The organism is Faecalibacter macacae (assembly GCF_003687725.1).
GTDB lineage: Bacteria > Bacteroidota > Bacteroidia > Flavobacteriales > Weeksellaceae > Empedobacter > Empedobacter macacae.
In genome coordinates, this window is record NZ_RDOJ01000004.1 from 94,205 (window position 1) to 113,507 (window position 19,303).

15 protein-coding genes are annotated in these 19,303 nt (G+C 30.5%); 8 read left to right on the top strand and 7 right to left on the bottom strand.

Annotated elements, in window-relative coordinates:
* Positions 1-38: 38 nt before the first annotated feature.
* The 3 genes from EAH69_RS04275 to EAH69_RS04285 are packed head-to-tail and all read right to left on the bottom strand — an operon-like array spanning position 39 to position 5,014.
* On the bottom strand, positions 39-2,342 hold the full coding sequence (locus EAH69_RS04275) for a GumC family protein (protein WP_121933951.1): 2,304 nt from the start codon (positions 2,340-2,342) through the stop codon (positions 39-41).
* A gap of 1 nt (position 2,343) precedes the next feature.
* Positions 2,344-3,102, bottom strand: a complete 759-nt coding sequence (locus EAH69_RS04280; RefSeq protein ID WP_121933952.1) for a polysaccharide biosynthesis/export family protein — start codon at positions 3,100-3,102, stop codon at positions 2,344-2,346.
* Positions 3,092-5,014, bottom strand: a complete 1,923-nt coding sequence (locus tag EAH69_RS04285) for a polysaccharide biosynthesis protein (RefSeq protein WP_121933953.1) — start codon at positions 5,012-5,014, stop codon at positions 3,092-3,094. The genes EAH69_RS04280 and EAH69_RS04285 overlap by 11 nt, the downstream gene beginning before the upstream one ends.
* Positions 5,015-5,230: 216 nt before the next feature.
* Here EAH69_RS04285 and EAH69_RS04290 point away from each other — a divergent pair, with 216 nt between their 5' ends.
* From EAH69_RS04290 to EAH69_RS04305, 4 genes are all read left to right on the top strand, one after another.
* Positions 5,231-6,166 (top strand): ribose-phosphate pyrophosphokinase, encoded by a 936-nt coding sequence (locus EAH69_RS04290; RefSeq protein ID WP_121933954.1) that lies wholly within the window; start codon positions 5,231-5,233, stop codon positions 6,164-6,166.
* Between the two features lie 44 nt (positions 6,167-6,210).
* On the top strand, positions 6,211-6,795 hold the full coding sequence (locus EAH69_RS04295) for a 50S ribosomal protein L25/general stress protein Ctc (RefSeq protein ID WP_121933955.1): 585 nt from the start codon (positions 6,211-6,213) through the stop codon (positions 6,793-6,795).
* A 135-nt stretch (positions 6,796-6,930) separates the two neighbouring features.
* Entirely contained in the window at positions 6,931-7,365 is a 435-nt protein-coding gene (locus EAH69_RS04300; protein WP_121933956.1) for an RrF2 family transcriptional regulator, read from the top strand.
* Between the two features lie 52 nt (positions 7,366-7,417).
* Positions 7,418-7,912: a hemerythrin domain-containing protein gene (locus EAH69_RS04305; RefSeq protein ID WP_121933957.1), complete on the top strand. Its 495-nt coding sequence runs from the start codon at positions 7,418-7,420 to the stop codon at positions 7,910-7,912.
* Between the two features lie 121 nt (positions 7,913-8,033).
* Here the strand turns inward: EAH69_RS04305 and EAH69_RS04310 are convergent, their stop codons facing one another.
* The 4 genes from EAH69_RS04310 to EAH69_RS04325 form a co-directional block, all read right to left on the bottom strand.
* On the bottom strand, positions 8,034-9,056 hold the full coding sequence (locus tag EAH69_RS04310; protein ID WP_121933958.1) for a glutaminyl-peptide cyclotransferase: 1,023 nt from the start codon (positions 9,054-9,056) through the stop codon (positions 8,034-8,036).
* Positions 9,057-9,104: 48 nt separating this feature from the next.
* Complete coding sequence (gene ruvC / locus EAH69_RS04315) at positions 9,105-9,653, bottom strand: crossover junction endodeoxyribonuclease RuvC (protein WP_121933959.1); 549 nt, start codon at positions 9,651-9,653, stop codon at positions 9,105-9,107.
* A gap of 20 nt (positions 9,654-9,673) precedes the next feature.
* Entirely contained in the window at positions 9,674-12,223 is a 2,550-nt protein-coding gene (locus tag EAH69_RS04320) for a phosphoenolpyruvate carboxylase (RefSeq protein ID WP_121933960.1), read from the bottom strand.
* 86 nt (positions 12,224-12,309) lie between these two features.
* Positions 12,310-13,824 (bottom strand): GH3 auxin-responsive promoter family protein, encoded by a 1,515-nt coding sequence (locus EAH69_RS04325; protein ID WP_230466702.1) that lies wholly within the window; start codon positions 13,822-13,824, stop codon positions 12,310-12,312.
* A 54-nt stretch (positions 13,825-13,878) separates the two neighbouring features.
* On the opposite strand from EAH69_RS04325, the gene EAH69_RS04330 reads away from it, so the two are divergent.
* The 4 genes from EAH69_RS04330 to EAH69_RS04345 all read left to right on the top strand — a co-directional run bounded on the left by EAH69_RS04330 (position 13,879) and on the right by EAH69_RS04345 (position 19,302).
* A complete protein-coding gene (locus EAH69_RS04330) occupies positions 13,879-14,670 on the top strand; it encodes a DUF2797 domain-containing protein (protein ID WP_121933961.1) in 792 nt (263 codons plus the stop codon).
* 150 nt (positions 14,671-14,820) lie between these two features.
* Positions 14,821-15,249 carry a hypothetical protein gene (locus tag EAH69_RS04335; protein ID WP_147439084.1) on the top strand — a complete coding sequence of 143 codons (429 nt, stop codon included), beginning with the start codon at positions 14,821-14,823 and terminating at the stop codon, positions 15,247-15,249.
* A gap of 99 nt (positions 15,250-15,348) precedes the next feature.
* The gene (gene mfd, locus EAH69_RS04340) at positions 15,349-18,714 is read left to right on the top strand and encodes a transcription-repair coupling factor (protein WP_121933963.1); all 3,366 of its coding nucleotides are present in this window, start codon (positions 15,349-15,351) and stop codon (positions 18,712-18,714) included.
* 222 nt (positions 18,715-18,936) lie between these two features.
* Positions 18,937-19,302, top strand: a complete 366-nt coding sequence (locus tag EAH69_RS04345) for an NADH-quinone oxidoreductase subunit A (protein WP_121933964.1) — start codon at positions 18,937-18,939, stop codon at positions 19,300-19,302.
* Position 19,303 lies beyond the last annotated feature (1 nt).

A 19,303-nucleotide genomic window follows, 5' to 3' on the forward strand; every position in this document is an offset into this window, starting at 1 on the left:
AAAAAAGCCACTCAATTTGAGTGGCTTTTTTATGGATATTATTTTTTAAATCTATTTAAAATCTTTTTATACCAAGGTAATTTTACATCACTGTAATATCCAAATCCATATTTAAATTCTAAAGAAACGTCATTAAGTGCGAATTGCATATTTTTTAAACGATTAGTATTTAAAAGCTCTTTCGGGAGATCAAGGTCTGCAATTTCAGTTGTATTGGCTCTAATAATGTAAAGTGTTAAGTCAGCATTTTCAGAAATCAAGAACATGTCAGTTACAACACCAACAGGAACAGTATCTACTATGATATAATCATATATTTCACGAACTTCTTTAATTAAATCATCAAATCTATTATTCATAAGTAATTCAGTTGGATTTGGAGATAATTTTCCTGAATTAATTATATCAAAATTATAACTTTTAGGGTTTTTATTTATAATATCATTTACTTGAATTTCGGAATTATATAAATATTCAGTTAAACCTAATTGATTATTAACACGTGGAATATCTAAAGTATTTAAAATTTTGGGATTTCTTAAATCAGTTCCAATTAATAAAACTTTTTTATTTGTTTCACTAAAAATTTTTGTTAGGTTAGATGATACAAAAGTCTTTCCTTCATTACTTATTGTAGAAGTTATAAAAATACATTTTCCATTTTTAATGTTTCTTAAATTATAGTCAATATTAGTTCTTAATATTCTTAAAGATTCAGAAATTGTAGAAAAATCATTTTCTTTAATGATAGAACTTGTACTATGAGGAATTTGTCCAATTATATTTGCATTTCCAATTTTTCTTAAAATATCCTCTTTTGTTTTAACCTTATTATCAAATAAACTAAATATATAAATAATGGCAAATGGTATTATACTACCAATAATTAATGCACCAAGAAATATAATGTTTTTGTTAGGAGCAACAGGAGATTTAGATGAATAAGAATAGTCGATAATTTTAATATAATCAGGTGTAGCAGCCTCTTTGATTTCATTTTCTTCTTTTTTCTGAAGTAGAAATAAAAACAAAGCCTCAATGATTTTTTGTTCACGTGTAATATCTTTTAATTCCTTTTCTTGTGACGGGAATAAGGATATTTTATGATCAATTTCAGATTGATTAGAAGATATTTTATTTGTTTGTGTTTGAATACTATTTCTATATAAATTCAAACTTGTTTTTAAATTCGATTTTATATTATAAATCTGTTCCTGTATGCGAATTACATTAGGATGTTCTTCTGTTGAAGAATTAAGCATTTCATTTTTAGTTAAAACTAATTGATTGTACTCTGAAATTTGTTTAGAAATAGTTAAATCATCTAAACCAATATTCGTTGGTAATAACTCTGTTTTATTTTGGCTTAAAGAATTTCTCATTGCATCAACTAAAGAAAGTTGAGTTGTAGCTTGAAGTAACTTCTTTTCATTTTCTGAAGCATTTTGTATAAATAGATTAGCTTCAGAATTTAAATCAGTGAATTTATTATCAGTTTTGAAATTTTGTAATCGGCTATCAAATCCTTTTAATTTTTCTGTAACTTCATTTAATTTATTATTGATAAATTCTGATGTAGATATTGTTAATTTAGTATTATCTAATATTATATCACTGTTATATACATCAATTAAATCATTAATAAATTTTTCTGAAATTTCAGGAACAGTGCCAGTCATTGACAAGTTTATAATCTTAGAATCCTTACCATTAGGACTAATTTTTATTTTTCCGGCATATTTATTTATTGAATTTTCTACTGAAGAAACGTAAATAAGTACATTTTTCCCAATATGATTTTTTAAAGAATTATTTCGAATTATTTTAAAAGAATTGTTTGTAATATTTATATTTTGTCCGAAATTATACACTTTTCCATCAATAGAAAATTTATCATGTGATTCAATTTTGATGTTTATTGTGAAATTTTCTGTATCAGCAGAAGTTATAATTTTAATTGGTGATTCATCAGGGGAAATTTCAGATTCGATAACTTTTCCTATATTAAAATAACTAATGTTATAATTATTTTTTTTGATTACTTTTTCTAGTATTCTCCTAGATTTAATAATTTCTATTTGATCTGTAATTTCTCCGTCCGCTTCTGTTGAACCTAATTTTGTAATGTCGATAACACCTGCTAATTCTCCAACAGAAGACTGAGAATTATTTAATAATATTTTGGCTTTAGAATTATATTGTTTAGGAGTATATCTAAGGTAATAAAATGCACAAAATAATGATATGAATATACAGATTATGAACCAATACCAATATTTAAGATATTTATTTAAAACATCTTTAATGTTAATATTTTCTTTTTCTTCGTTATTGAATTCCATTTTATTTTGTTAAAACTGAGATTACTGAAATAATTACACCTGCCATTGAAATCCAGAGTGAATAGTTTGGCGTGAATTTAGAAGCTGCAACTTGAGCTGAGTTAGGTTCAACGTAAATCACATCATTTTGTGCAAGATAGTATACAGGAGAATTTAAAGTGTTTTTTGATGTTAAATCAATAGTATGAGATTCTTTCACTCCATTTAATTCTCTAATAACCGTTACATTATCTCTTTTTCCTTTGATAGTTAAATCACCAGCCATACCTATTGCATCTAAAATTGTAATTCTTTCAGTTGGATTTGTAAAACTTCCCGGTTTATTAACTTCCCCTAAAACTGTAATTCTAAAATTAGCAAAGTTGATTATAACACCTGGATTGTTAATATATTTACTAAGTTTAATTTTTAGTAAATCAGCAGCTTCTGTTCTGGTTAAACCGCTTATTTTAACATTTCCTAAAGTAGGAATTTCAATTTCTCCAATTTCATTTACAGTGTAGGTTGTATGATATGGTGAAATATTTTGTTGTGGAGCATTAACTTGTATAGTAGATACAGGATTGAAAGGGGCTACTGCATTTATATCTGCAGCAGATATAACTATAGCTAATTGGTCGTTTGGTTGAATTCTAGGTATATAATCCTGGAATTGTGTTGTTAAATTTGGACTATCTTGAAAATATGCAATTTCTTTTCTAGACCCGCATGAAACAAGTAGAAAAAGAAATACAAGAAGTATAATGATATTATTTTTCATAAACTAGATTATCTAAGAATTCATATTCAGAATTTTGTGATTTAAATTCAGGGACAATATTTTTTATTTGTTTAACAAGGTTAATATTATCTTTATTGAATTCATTTTCAGAAGCGAAAATACATAGATTATTTATATTGTTGAAAGCATTTTCAATTTTTGAATAGTTTACTCTTGCAATCATAATTTTTTCATGATGTGTTTTTTGAGTGTTTTCATCATTTGCTAAAAGCTCTTCAAATATCTTTTCTCCTGGTCTAAGTCCTACGATTTTAATATCAATTTCTTCTGGATATTTATATCCACTTAATTTAATCATCCTCTTAGCTAAATCAACTATTTTCATTGATTCACCCATATCGAAAACAAATATTTCTCCACCTTTTCCCATAGTTCCAGCTTCTAATACTAATTGGCAAGCTTCAGGAATTGTCATAAAATAACGAGTAATATCAGGGTGAGTAACAGTTAATGGTCCACCATTTTCTAATTGTCTTTTAAATAAAGGAATAACAGATCCATTTGAACCAAGAACGTTTCCAAATCTAGTAACAATAAAATTAGTTTCTGAATAAGAGTTTAAACAGTTAACATATATTTCAGCACATCTCTTTGTTGCACCCATTACATTGGTTGGATTTACAGCCTTATCAGTAGACACCATTACAAATTTTTCTACACCAAATTCATGGGCTAAATCAGCCATTACTTTAGTTCCTTTTATATTTGTATTTACTGCTTCAAAAGGATATTTTTCCATTAAAGGAACATGCTTATATGCTGCAGCGTGATATATATAATCTGGATTATATTTTTTAAATATATGTTTTATTCCATCATGATCTCTGACATTTCCAATAATATATTCGACATCATTAATTTTAGGAGATTGCATACTTTGTTGTACGTCATATAATGCAGATTCTGCAATATCAAGTAATATTAATTTTTTGAAATTTTTTTGTGCAACTTGACGTGCAATTTCACTACCAATAGAACCTGCAGCGCCTGTGATTAAAACAACTTTATTATCTAATTCTTGATCTACAATTGGATTATTTAATTTGATTGAATCACGTCCTAGTAAATCCTCAATTCTTAATTGTTTAATCTGTTTTGCAGAATAATTTCCATTTAACCAATCTTTTACAGCAGGTATTATTTTTATTTTCACAGGTAAATTAGATAATTTTTCGGAAATCTCAAATAATTTATTTTGCGATATATTTTGGATTGAAATAATAATTTGGTTAATGTTGTTTTGTGTTATGTATTCTAAATCTATCTTAGATGAATGCTTTACATATACACCATTTATTTTTTGTCCACACTTAATTTGGTTATCATCGATAAATGAGATTACATTATAATTATCGCTAGTGTCAGATTTTAATGTGTTATAAGTTATTATACCAGAATCACCAGCGCCATAAATAATTACATTTTTTGTCTTTATAGTAGGAGTTAAATAAGTGTAGTATATTGTTTTATACACAACTCGTAAAAATACCATTAAAATAGTGGATACAAATGAGTGAACAAAAAGTACTGAATAGGATAGTCTATAAAAGTTTAATGTGAAATTATTAAAATCTAAAGTATTTCTAATAAAAAAACTGAAAAGCAATAGTGATCCAAAAGCTAGAATATTGGCTAAAAACACATTTTGAGCATCTACAATTCCAGTTTGTCTAATTATTCCTTTGTATGTCCCAAAAATTAAAAAATACGTAATGTAAAAGAAAGTGATTATAGGTATTTTTTTATATACTTCAATTAGATCAAAACTACCTGTGAAACTATTAATTATGAAATTACTTATAATATAAGAAAAAATTATTATTGAAATATCTATTAAAAGTATTACCCATCTTGGTAAATTTTTAAGAGTTTTCGGATGATTGATTTTCATTAAAATTTGAGTTTAGAAAATTATGTTAGATTTAATCATTAGTTACTGTACAAATTTCTGAAAAAAAAAATTAATAAGTATCAATCATATATATAAAATACCTTTATTAACTATTTAAAAATTATTAAACTTAAATTGTGATTATATTTAATAATTATTTGGTTTATCGAAACGAAAATTAATAGTATTTTTGCACAAATATTCCCAAAACAAACAATGGAACAATCTGCATTTCTTTTTTCAACACGTGGTTCTCAAGAATTAGCCACTAAAATCGCAGACCACTATGGTCAAGAATTAGGTAATTTAAAAATCGTTGAATTCAGCGATGGTGAATTTACGCCAGCTTTCGAACAACCAATTCGTGGTGGACGAGTTTTTTTAATTGGTTCTACACACCAGCCAACAGATAACTTAATGGAGTTATTATTAATGTGTGATGCTGCTAAACGTGCATCTGCAAAATCTATTACAGCAGTAATTCCTTACTACGGATTTGCTCGTCAAGATCGTAAAGATGCTCCTCGTGTTCCAATCGGAGCAAAGTTAGTTGCAAAAATGTTAATGTCTGCTGGTGCAACACGTGTAATGACAATGGATTTACATGCTGATCAAATTCAAGGATTTTTTGAGATTCCTGTTGATCATTTATTCGCTTCTACAATTTTTGTTGATTATATCAATGGTTTAAAATTAGATAATTTATGTATAGCTTCTCCTGACATGGGAGGTGCAAAACGCGCAAATACTTATGCTAAGCATTTAAACGCAGATATCGTAATTTGTCATAAAGAGCGTAAAAAGGCGAATCAAGTAGATAGCATGATGTTAATTGGAGACGTTGAAGGTAAAAATGTAATCTTAGTAGATGATATGATTGATACTGCCGGAACTTTAGCTAAAGCTGCTGAGTTAATCATGTCTAAAGGTGCATTATCAGTACGTGCAATTGCAACACATGGTATATTATCTGGACCAGCTTTTGAACGTTTAGACGAGTCTTTATTAACAGAAATTGCTGTAACTGACAGTATTCCATTAAAAAATACTAGTGTAAGTAAAATAAAAGTATTATCTTGCGCTCCGCTTTTTGCTGATGTTATGCATCTAGTACATAGCAATAAATCAATTAGTCAACGTTTTGTTATCTAATTGATTAACTAAAATAAATATTAATTTTTATATATAATTTTATTATGAAATCTATTACAATTCAAGGTGTAAAAAGAGAAAACGTAGGTAAAGTTGCTACACGTGCCTTACGTAATGCTGAACAAGTACCTTGTGTGATCTACGGTGGATCTGAGCCAGTTGCATTTTCTGCAGACGAAAAAGCATTCAAAGGATTAGTTTATACTCCAGAAGCACACACAGTAACTATCGAGTTAACTGACGGAACTAAATTTGAGGCTATCTTACAAGATATCCAATTCCATCCAGTTACAGATCGTATCATCCACGCTGATTTCTACCAATTAGACGAGAACAAACCAGTTACTATGGAAGTTCCAGTTCGTTTAGTAGGACGTGCTCGTGGTTTAGTTGCCGGAGGGGTTTTACGTTTCAACATGCGTAAAGTTAAAGTTCGTGCTATTCCAGCTAACTTACCAAACGAAATCGAAATTGACATTACTCCAATGAGAATTGGACACAAAATGTACATTGAGTCTTTAAAGAACGAAAACTATACATTTGCTCACCCAGACAATGCAGTAGTTGTTGCTATCCGTACTTCTCGTAACGCTGTTAAAGATGCGGATTTAGATGAAGATGAAGATTAATATTTCTCTTTAAATAAATTTAAACCACCTCTATTGAGGTGGTTTTTTTATTTTTAAAAATTAATATAGATAAATTTGTCCGATTTAAAATATTGACTATATTTGCTAAGTAAAATTAAACAAGAGAAAGAGCTAATGTTTTCAAAAGCATGCGAATATGGTATTAAGGCGAGTATTTTTATCGCTCGCGAATCTATCGGTGGAAATCGTGTAAATTTGAAGCAAATTGCTACATCTATTAATTCGCCAGAAGCATATACAGCTAAGATTTTACAAGAACTAGTAAAGAGTGGGATTATTAGCTCTGTAAAAGGTAAAATGGGGGGATTTGAAATGGATCCAACTACTTTAGCAGAAGTTAAGTTAGTACACATTATAAAAGCAATAGATGGCGATGGATTATACCATAGTTGTGTTTTAGGACTTAATGAATGTGATGCTGCCAGACCATGTGCTTTACACAAACGAATTTTTATGGTTCGTAAAGATTTGCAAAAAATGTTAGAAGTAACATCAATGAATGATTTGATTGATGATATAGATAACGGTTTAGCATTTCTAAAACATTAAAAAAAATTTATAATTAAATAAGACAAAAATATCCGAATAATAGATTTTCATTATGAAACTACTTACCGAAATACAGAGTTCAACTAAATTAAGTTTTTCTACATCTCTTAATCAGACGATATACGAAGCATGTTCTAAACATCACAAAACTTTATTCTTTTGTTGGAATATTAGAACAGGAATTGATCGTGATGTGGATATAGACCGAATTGTAGCTTATGTTAATTGGTATGGTGAAAATGTATTGTTTCCTAAAATGGAAATAGAGGAGAAGTTATTGTTTACAATTTTAAGCGAGGATAATTATTTAGTAAAGCGTGCTTTAAAAGAGCACAGAAGATTAAGAAGATTATTCAAAATCGGAACTAATCCGATGAAGAATTTAATTTATATCGAAGAGGAGTTAGATTTACACATTCGTTTCGAAGAGAAAAATATCTTGTCCGAAATTGAAAATATAGCGACTCAGAAACAATTAAAAGCTATTAACGAAGCTTTAGGTCAACTACCAACTAATGCAGATTGGAATGACCATTTTTGGGAATAAAAGTAAAGTATTACTATAATTTTTTAGATGATTTTTGAATAATAAGAATTCTATTTGCAGTGTGAATTTTTATTTGTGGTAAAAAGAAAGCCTTGCTATTGCAAGGCTTTCTTTTTATATATTATTTCTTGATTTTAATCTCGTAAATATTATCCCATTTTTTACCAGTTACTAACATGTTTTCACCTTTAAAGGCAATACCGTTTAGTACATCTGCTTGTGGACCTGTTTGCTTCGTTTTAAATTCGCTTAAATCTAATTTAGCTTTTACTTGACCAGAAGTAGGATCAATCGCTAAAATCGTTCCCGTTTCGTAAACATTTGCATAGATTAATCCATCTTTATATTCTAACTCATTTAATTTTAAATATACATTTTGGCTATCAACGGCCTGAATTGTACGCAAGTATTTAAAATTAGAATCAAAAAAATGAATTCGTTGTGTACCTTCAGAAACGGCTAATTGGTCACCAACTGTTGTAATTCCCCAACCTTCCATTATTTCGCCTGGCATATTTATTTGTTCAATTTTGTTAAACTCTTGATCGTATTTCAAAATCGTTCTGTCTTGCCAAGTTAATTGGTAAATGTTTCCATTTAATTCAGTAATTCCCTCACCAAAAACGTTTTCAACAACTTTATATTCTTTACTCGCTTTAGCATCACCTAATTTATATTTTGCTAAATAAGTTTCGTTGCGTAATCCCGTTCCTTCGTAAATGTTTCCATCCTTATAATAGAAACCTTGTGTAAAATATTTGTTATCGTGTGGGTAAGTATTTACTAATTCGTAAGTCCAAGTTGCTGCAGCTTCGTTTCCAAAAACAATAAATGTAAATTCTCTTGAATTTTTAACTTCAGTATCTTTTAAGAACTCAATAAAAATAGAATGATTTCCTAAACCAACTACTTCATTTGAAATAGTAGAACCATTAGGAACATCTTTTCCGTCAATTGTAATTCTTACATTATCAACTCCTTCTAAAGCAGAAAAATCAATGTTGATTTTATCTCCTAATTTATATTGTTTTTGTTCAAATCCTGAAACAATTTCAGTAATAGCATTGTTATTCGCTGCACCTTCATCTTTACAAGAAGTAATCATAGCAGAGGCTACAAGAGCCATTAAAAATATCTTTTTCATAGAAATTAATTCTAATATAGTATGTTTTAAAAACTTAGTACAAATATATTATTTTGTTCGATTTGGATTTGCTTTTACAAATGAATCCCAACCCGAATAAGATTTTTGTTGTGTTATTTTGTTTCCAGAATTTAAGTAATGACAAACTGCTGCAGCTAAACCATCGGTTGCATCTAAACGTTTTGGTAATTCTTTCAAATTAACCAAATGCTGCAACATTCCGGCAACTTGTTCTTTTGATGCGTTTCCGTTTCCTGTAATAGCCATTTTTATTTTTTTAGGTGCGTATTCTGTAGACGGAATTTCTCTTGATAAACAAGCCGCAATACAAACGCCTTGCGCACGACCTAATTTCAACATAGATTGTGCATTTTGTCCTAAGAAAGGCGCTTCGATAGCTAATTCGTCTGGATGATATTCATCGATTAGCATGATAATTTTTTCAAAAATACGTTTCAATTTCATTTCTTGATTGGGTAATTTATTCAATAACAATTCACCTAAAGCAATTAACGAAATTTTGTTTCCTTGTACTTTTATCAAACCATAACCCAAAACATTTGTTCCAGGATCAATACCTAAAATGATTCTTTCCATCGAAACAAATTTACGATATTTTATGCCGAATTTCGACTCGCATTAATGTTTCCGAAAAGTGAACGCGTAACCATTTGCTCGTATTCAGTTTTTAATTCACTTTCGTGATGAATTTTATCCAAAGCATATTGTTGAATGGCTAAAAGTGGTAAAACTATTTTTTCGCGCATCAAAACAGATGCCTTATTCAATGGTTCATCTGCCATCAAAGTTTCATATCCAGAAATAGATAAAGTCATCTCTTTAGAAAGGTTGAATTCATCAAACAGAATATTCCAAAATTCACCATATTTTATATCATCTTTCATATACGAAGTTAATGGGAAATATGTTTTTTGCATCGCCATCATACTATTCTGAATCAATGTTCTGAAAAAAGCAGATGTTTTAAATAAATCTTTTACTTCTTCAATTCTTCCCTGGTTTGCTAAAGTTGCAATCGCAGTTCCAACACCAAAATATCCCGGAATATTTTGTTTTAATTGGCTCCAAGAACCTACAAACGGAATTGCTCGCAAATCATTAAATTCTAATTTTTTGTCTCCTCCACGTTTGCTTGGACGGCTTCCTATATTCGTTTTTCCATAATATTTCAATGTGCTCATATTCTCTAAATAGGGTAAAAAAGAAGGATGCGCTTTTAAATCTTCATATTTTTGATAAGAAATTTCAGCTAATTCTTCAATTAAATTTCTTTCCTGTTCTGAAATTGAACTTTGTTCAGAAGCGAAAATATCTGAATAAATTCCGGCTGAAAATAATTGTTCGAAATTATGTTTTGCCTGCGGAATTGCTCCATAATTTGAAGTAATAGTTTGCCCTTGAATCGTCAATTGAATCTGATGATTTGCAATCGTTTTTCCTTGAGAAGCATAAAATTCGTGTGTTTTTCCTCCGCCACGAGCAGGAGGTCCACCACGACCATCAAAGAAAATGACTTTAATATTATTTTGATCAGAGACCTTCGTTAAGATTTCTTTTGTTCTGTAAATTTCCCAATTGGCTTTAATATAACCGCCATCTTTTGTTCCGTCAGAAAATCCTAACATGATGCTTTGATAATGATTTCTTCGATCAAGATGTTCAGCATAAATGGGTAAATTATACAATCGATTCATTGTATTTTCAGCTTCAGCTAATCCATGTATCGTTTCGAAAAGTGGCATGATATCAAACTTAATTTCATCATGTTGATAATTGCAAAAACGGAATAGCGCATACACATTTAAAACATCAAAAATTGATTCAGAATTTGAAATGATGTAGCGATGAACACCTAGTTCTCCATTTTGACGTTGAATTTCTTTTAATTGGTAAACATTCTTAAGAGTATCAACAACCATTTCATCATCAAAATCTTCAGCTTTAGCTGTAAATGATGGATTTGTTAATAACTCGATTCGTTCTTCATCATTCAAATCTTTTGTTGAAATTCCGGTATAATGTTGAACGATAGTTTCAATTACTTTTTGATGAATTCTAGAATCTTGACGAATATCTAACGAAGCAAAATGTAACCCAAATAATCGAACTCGACCAATAAAATCATCTAAAATATCTAAGAATATTCCATTGTGTTTTTCGATTAATGTTGTTCTGATTTGATTTAAAGGGTTTAATAAATCTTCGATCTGAATCGAACCTTTTTCAGCAAACATTTCATGATAAATTAAATCATTTACTTGTTGTAAAGGCTCAGCAATATGTTTAAACGTTAAACGACGACGAACCAGTTTTAAATGATTGTAATAATTTTTAAGAATACTTGTTCTTAACTCATTTGCTACTTTTTGTGTTATATCTGCCGTTACAAAAGGATTTCCATCACGATCTCCGCCTGGCCAAAAACCTAATTGTATAAAAGGTTTGTCGTTTGATTTATCTTCATCAATAAATAATGCATTGATTTCATTATTTAATCGTCCAACTGTTTGATAATACACATTTCTTAAATAGTAAATAATAGAAAGAGCCTCGTCGTATGGCGTTGGCTTTTCTGTATTGATAAATGGTGTTTTACCTAATTGTTGCAACAACGAATCAATTGTTGAAATGGAATCTCGCTGAATCGCATCTCGTAAATCTTGAATAATTTGTTGTACATGCGTTGGGTAAAATTGCGTTGGATGCGCTGTAAAAACGACTCGAGTCGAAAGATCTTCTAGTTTTTGTTTTACTTCTTCAATCTTTCCATTTTGTTTTGCGATTTGTATAATGTTGGTAAGACTTCCTTTTTCATGTTCTGGATGCAAAGAAGAGAACGCTGCGTCTTCTATCGAATCGAATAAAACGACTTGTCTTTCGATGTATTGAATCATTCGAAACATTAAATCAATTCGTTGTTCTTCCGTTTGTAAAGAAGTGTATTTATCGAAGAAACCGTCGATGATTTCTTGAGGAGTTTTACCCTCGGGAAAGCCATTTTTACTTTCGTTATACAGAAAAGGAATTAGTGTTCCAATGTTTTCCATCTTTTCGTAAGGTAGACTCATAAATAGACTGTTGTAAATCTGAAATTTGTTTTCAACAATCTGATGAAATTTATGTAGATATGAATTAGAGTTTGTCATTGTCTGTTGTTTCGGTTGTATTAAAGATAGCGACAATATTTGGACTAAAAGAAAAAGGCTATAAATAATTATAGCCTTTGTAAATATTAGAAATTTGTTTGATTTAAAGCAATCAAAGGTTCGATGAACTCTCTTGTATTAGATAATCTTGGAACTTTATTTTGTCCACCTAATTTACCACGAGAAGCCATCCATTCGATAAATAATTTTGGTTTCGCTTGATGTACAATCGGACGATTCAAAGTCATATTGTTATATCGTTTAGCTTCGTAATCCGAATTGATTTCTTGTAAACTTTTGTCTAAAAAATCCACAAATTCTTCAAAATTTGTTGGTTCACGATCAAATTCTATAATCCATTCATGCGCACCTTTCTCTTTTCCTTGCATAAAAACTGGTCCAGCACTGTATTCAGAAACAATAGCATTGGTTTTATCGCAAGCACGTTTTAAAGCAGCTTCTGCATTATCAATCATTAATTCTTCACCAAAAACATTAATATGATGTTTTGTTCGACCAGTTACAACAATACGATGTGGATTTGTAGAAGTAAATTTAACGGTGTCACCAATAATATAACGCCACAAACCACCATTTGTAGTAATTACCATGGCATAATTTTTACCAACTTCAACTTCCCCAATAGTTAAATAACGTGTGTTTTCAGAACCAAATTCTTCCATTGGAACAAACTCATAAAAGATTCCGTTATCCAATAAAAGTAACATGTCTTTTTCGTTCAATTGATCTTGAATTCCGAAGAATCCTTCCGAAGCATTATATAACTCGAAGTAATTAATTTTTTTACCTGTAATTAAATTGTAATTCTCGGCGTATGGCGTAAAACTGATTCCACCGTGGAAGAAAACTTCTAGGTTTGGCCATAATTCATGGACGTTAGACTTTCCTGTGTCGGTTAACATTTTGTTTAACACAACCAACATCCAAGACGGCACACCAGTTAACGAACCTACACTTTCATTTTTTGTAGCATTGATAATAGCATCCATTTTTTGTGCCCAATCTGACATTAACGAAATCTCACGATTCGGAATGTTTTTCATTTCAGCATAAAATGGCAAATTATCAATTAATATTGCTGATAAATCCCCAAAACGCGTTTCATATTTTTGAAATAATTCACTACTACCTCCAATACGAAGGTTTTTGTTTATGAAAATTTCTGTTTCAGGATTAGCGTTTAAATATAAAGCAAACATGGTTTTTCCGGCTGCGTAATGACAATCTTCTAATGATTCATTACTGATCGGAATAAATTTACTTTTGGCATTTGTCGTACCAGAAGATTTAGCAAACCATTTGATTTTTCCATTCCATGTTACATCTTTTTCACCTTTACGAGCAAGCTCGATATAAGGTTCAAAATCTTCATAATGAACTGCTGGAACTTGATTTTGGAATTTCTGAATTGTTGTCGCTTCATTAAATCCAAACTCACGTCCATATATGGTATGTTTAGCTTTTTTAATGTTATCAAATAAGACACGTTCTTGCGTACCAACTGGATTTTTGATGCTATCTTCAATCGCGTTCATACGACTGCGCATCATTATTTCCATGATCTTATTAACTAATCCCATTCTTTAAAAAAATTTGTAGATTTACTCACAAATTTAATTAAACTTTGATAAGATATGCAGTTTGAAGGGCAAATTCGTAAAATGATTACTGAAAATGGAAATCCGGTAAAATATTACTGGGATTTTAAACACGATTTTGTAACAATGAATCGTCTTTTAGGGAAGAAAATCAAGGTTTCTTTTGATCATTATGAGTGTTTAGGATGTGATCAGGATAAAGAAATTTATCAAATGGGATACTGTAAAAATTGTTTTTTCACCTTGCCAGAAGCTAATCCAAGCATTATTAGTCCAGAATTATCAACTGCACATTTAGGAATTGAGCAACGTGATTTGGAATGGGAGAAAAAGTTCGAATTACAACCTCATATCGTTTATTTAGCAAATTCTTCAGGAATAAAAGTAGGAGTAACGCGCGAAACCCAAATTCCTACACGTTGGATAGATCAAGGTGCTTCTGAAGCAATTGTAATTGCGCGTACCAATAATCGTTACGAAGCTGGTATGATAGAGGTTTCTTTAAAAGGAGTGATGGCAGATAAAACGAATTGGCAACGTATGTTGAAAAATGATGTGCCAGATATTAATCTGTACGAACAATTTGAAATTGTAAAGGAAAATGTAAATCCAGATTTCCGTCAATTTTTAGTGGAAGAGCCTGAGGTTTATAAATTAGATTATCCTGTTTTAGAATATCCTGCAAAAGTAAAATCAACTAATCTGAAAAAATTGCTAGAAATCGAAGGCGTTTTAAAAGGAATTAAAGGTCAATATTTAATTTTTGAAGATAATACAGTGTTTAATGTTCGTGGTCACGAAGGTTTTTATGTGAAAGTTGAGATATAAAATCAATAAATATTAAGATAAAATAGCAAGCGCATCAGTATTGATGCGCTTTTTTTAATTCATTGAAATTTAGTTAAATAATTAACATATAGTTAAAAAAATGTTTATATTAGATTCTGTCAAAATCACAAAAAATTAACAATTATGAATATGAATAAACTATTATTAGGAGTAGCAGTAGTTTCTGCATTTGGATTAGCGTCTTGTAGTGGGAAAAAGAAAGGAGAATTACAAAAATACCAAATTGAGCGACCTGCTTTAGATGTATTTAAATACCGTGAAACTATACAAGATTCGTTAAAATACGTTATTGAAGGTGTAACAGAAGAGCAAATTAAAGAAGCTCAAGGAAAATATGGTAAAATTGATATTTTCAACTTAAAAGATGTGAAAGAAGAAGACGATAGTGGACAAGTTGTTTATGTATCAACATATGATGTAGAATATGCAACAGGGACTGGAACAGAAACTTTTAAAATTAAATCGATTAAAAAACATCCTAAAGTGGTAGGGTATTCTTATGATATTAAGGAAAAAGCTGCTACAGTAGATACAATCAAAGTAGATTCAGTAAAATAAAATTTAAAGGAAGTCTTCGGATTTCCTTTTTTATTTAACAAATTGCTAATCTTCAATCTTTTTCTTAAAAAAATATAGTTTCATTATCTTTGTTCTACTTTGGAACAAAAAACAATTCATAATGTCCTGAGCTTATACGATTCTTCAGAATTCGTACAGAAGCTTATTGCCAATTTTAAGGATAATCCACATCAAAAATTAAATATCAAAGGATATTTAGGATCTGGATTAAGTTTATTAACTGCTCAACTTTACCAGCGTTTACCACGACCAATTTTCTTACTTTTAGACGATAAGGAAGAAGCTGCATATTATCTTAACGATTTAGAATCCCTTTTTTCAAAAGAAGAAGTATTATTCTTTCCAAGTTCGTATCGTAGACCTTACGAGATTGAAGAAGTACAAAATGCAAATGTGGTTATTCGTACTGAAGTTTTAAACGCTTTAGCGAACAAAAAGGCGAAAATTATAGTGACTTATGCTGATGCGTTGCTTGAAAAAGTAGTTACAAAAACAGCTTTATCAGCGAATACTCTAAAAGTAAAAGTAGGAACTGAACTTGGAATTGAGTTTATAACGGATATGTTATTCGAATACAATTTCAATAAAGTTGATTTTGTATCAGAGCCTGGCGAGTTTTCAATTCGTGGAGGAATTATCGATGTTTTCTCTTTTTCGGGTGAACATCCTTACCGTATTTCTCTTTTTGGTGATGAGGTTGAAACAATTCGTACGTTCGATATTGATTCGCAACTTTCAATTGCAACGACTAAGGAAATTACAATTATTCCAAATTTAGAGAATAAAGCAATCGATGAAAAACGTGAAAGTTTTTTAGAATATATTCCGAAGGATTCATTGTTTATCACGAAGAATATTGAGGTTATTTCGAATCAAATTAAAAAGAATTTCGAGAAAGCGGAAGAGATTTATGTTGGATTGAAATCTGAAATTAAACGAGCTGAACCGAAAGATTTATTCTTAGATCAGAACGGATTTTTACATCAGTTGGTTAAATTCGGAATTGTTGAATTAGCTAACAAAGCATATTTTGAAACAGTTGACACCTTAGAATCTCCATTTAAACCACAACCATCTTTCAATAAACAATTCGATTTATTAATTGATGATTTAAATGAGCATAAAGCAAAAGGTTATCGAAGCGCTTTATTATGTTCGAATGAAACGCAGATAAAACGTTTTGAAGAAATCTTTGATGATATCGGCAAAGATGTTTCGTATATACCAGTTTTGGGTTCGCTTTATCAAGGATTTATTGATGAAGAATTACAGATTTCTTGTTATACGGATCACCAAATTTTCGAACGTTATTACAAATACAATGTTCGTTCGTCATTCTCCAAAAAAGAATCAATCACACTTAAAGAAATCAACACACTTCAAGTTGGTGATTTTGTAACGCATATTGATTACGGAGTTGGAAAATTCGCAGGATTGGTTACAGTTGATAACAATGGAACAAAGCAAGAATCGATTAAATTGATTTATCAAAATAACGATATTCTGTACGTAAATATCCATTCGTTACATAAGATTGCAAAGTTCCGAGGAAAAGATGGAGCTGAACCAAAAATCTCAAAATTAGGTTCGCCAGCTTGGAAAAACTTAAAGAATAAAACGAAAGCGAAAGTGAAAGAAATTGCTTTCGATTTAATAAAATTATACGCAAAACGTAGAACGAAGAAAGGATTTGCCTTTTCGCCTGATACATATTTACAAACCGAATTAGAAGCTTCGTTTATTTACGAAGATACACCAGATCAGTTCAAGTCTACACAAGATGTAAAAGCGGATATGGAATCTGAACGTCCAATGGATCGTTTAGTTTGTGGTGATGTTGGTTTCGGAAAAACAGAGGTTGCTATCCGTGCAGCATTTAAAGCTGCTGTTGATGGGAAACAAGTAGCTGTTTTGGTACCGACTACAATACTTGCTTTTCAGCATTTCAAAACGTTTTCAGAGCGTTTAAACGATCTTCCAGTTACTGTTGCATATTTGAATCGATTCGTAACAGGTAAAAAGAAAAAAGACACTTTAGATGGTATCAAATCAGGGAAAGTTGATATCATTATCGGAACACATCAATTGGTAAATTCTAAATTGGAATACAAAGATTTAGGTTTACTAATTATTGACGAAGAACATAAATTCGGCGTAGCGGTTAAAGATAAATTAAAAACACTTCGCGAGAATATTGATACGTTAACGCTTACAGCAACGCCAATTCCGCGTACGCTTCAATTTTCATTAATGGCGGCTCGTGATTTATCAGTTATTAAAACGCCTCCACCAAACCGTCAGCCTGTAGAAACGCAATTGGTTGGATTTAACGAGGAAGTTTTCCGTGATGCAATAATGTACGAAATGCAACGTGGAGGACAAGTGTATATCATTCATAATCGTGTACAATCTTTAAAAGATATCGCCGGAATGGTACAACGCTTGGTTCCCGATGCGCGTGTTGCAACTGGACATGGACAAATGGAAGGGAAAGAGTTGGAAGCTGTTCTATTAGATTTTATCGATGGCCGATACGATGTTTTTGTTTCGACAACGATTATCGAATCTGGTTTAGATGTTCCCAATGCAAATACGATTTTAATTAACGACGCACAGAATTTCGGATTAGCCGATTTACACCAAATGCGTGGTCGTGTTGGTCGTAGTAACCGTAAAGCGTTTTGTTATTTGGTAGCTCCTCCGGTTTCTGTTTTAACAGACGAAGCGCGTAAACGTTTGCAAGCAATTGAGCAATTTTCAGATTTAGGTTCTGGGTTTAATATCGCAATGAAAGATTTAGAAATTCGTGGTGCTGGTAATCTTTTAGGTGGAGAGCAAACTGGATTTATGATGGATATTGGTTTTGAAACCTATCAGAAAATCTTGAACGAAGCAATTGAAGAATTAAAAGAAACTGATTTTAAAGAATTATTTGAAGAAGAACGAAGTGGTCAGATTACTGAATATGTGAAAGAAGTGCAAATTGATACGGATTTACCTGTTCAGATTCCAGATGATTATATTGAAAGTTCTGAAGAACGTTTAATCTTGTATAAAGAGTTAGCAGATATTGATGATAAACCATCTTTAGAAAAGTTCAGATCTAATTTAATTGACCGTTTTGGTGAATTACCTACAGAAGCAGAAAATCTACTTTTATCTGTAGAATTAAAATGGATTTCGAAGAAATTAGGTTTTGAAAAAGTTGTGCTGAAAAAGGGTTCAATGTTGGGATATTTTATCAGTAAACCACAATCGGAATTTTATCAGTCTGAGGAATTTAGATTGGTTTTAAATAACGTTCAAGCTAATCCTAAAAATGTTAGTTTTAAAGAGAAACCACCGAAGAATGGCGAAGAATATCCAACGTTATTATTAAGGTTCGAGAATGTGAAAAATGTGAAACAAGCATTAGAATACTTGAATAATTTAATAAATAGTTAAAAAAAACTTACAAATATTATAAAATATTGAATTTGAGTAAAAGAGCAGAACTTCGGTTTTGCTCTTTTTTTTATTCCTAACGGAATTGTCTGTAACGAATAAATAGTATTGAATTTTATTTTAAAAAGAAACTAACTATTTGGATCAAAATGTCTTAATGCTTTAAATTAAGATAAATATTATTATTTTTAGCACTCAAAACCACAAAAAAATGTTCTATATATGGAAACATCATATAATTATCTTCCGATTTTAATCCTGTTCATATGCGCTTTCGCATTTGTTGTGATTACGATTGTTGCGACACATTTATTGGGTCCTTCACGTAAAACAGATGAGAAATTAGAAAACTTCGAATCAGGAATTGAGAAACAAGGAAATGCTCGCCAACCATTTGCAATTAAATACTTCTTAGTTGCAATATTATTTGTCTTATTTGATGTAGAGGTGATTTTCTTTTACCCATATGCAGCAAACTTCAAGGAACTTGGTTGGGAAGGTTTCGCAGCAGTTGTCACATTCGTTGGTTTGTTCTTCTTAATGTACGCTTATGCACGTAAAAAAGGTGCATTAAACTGGGAGAAATAGA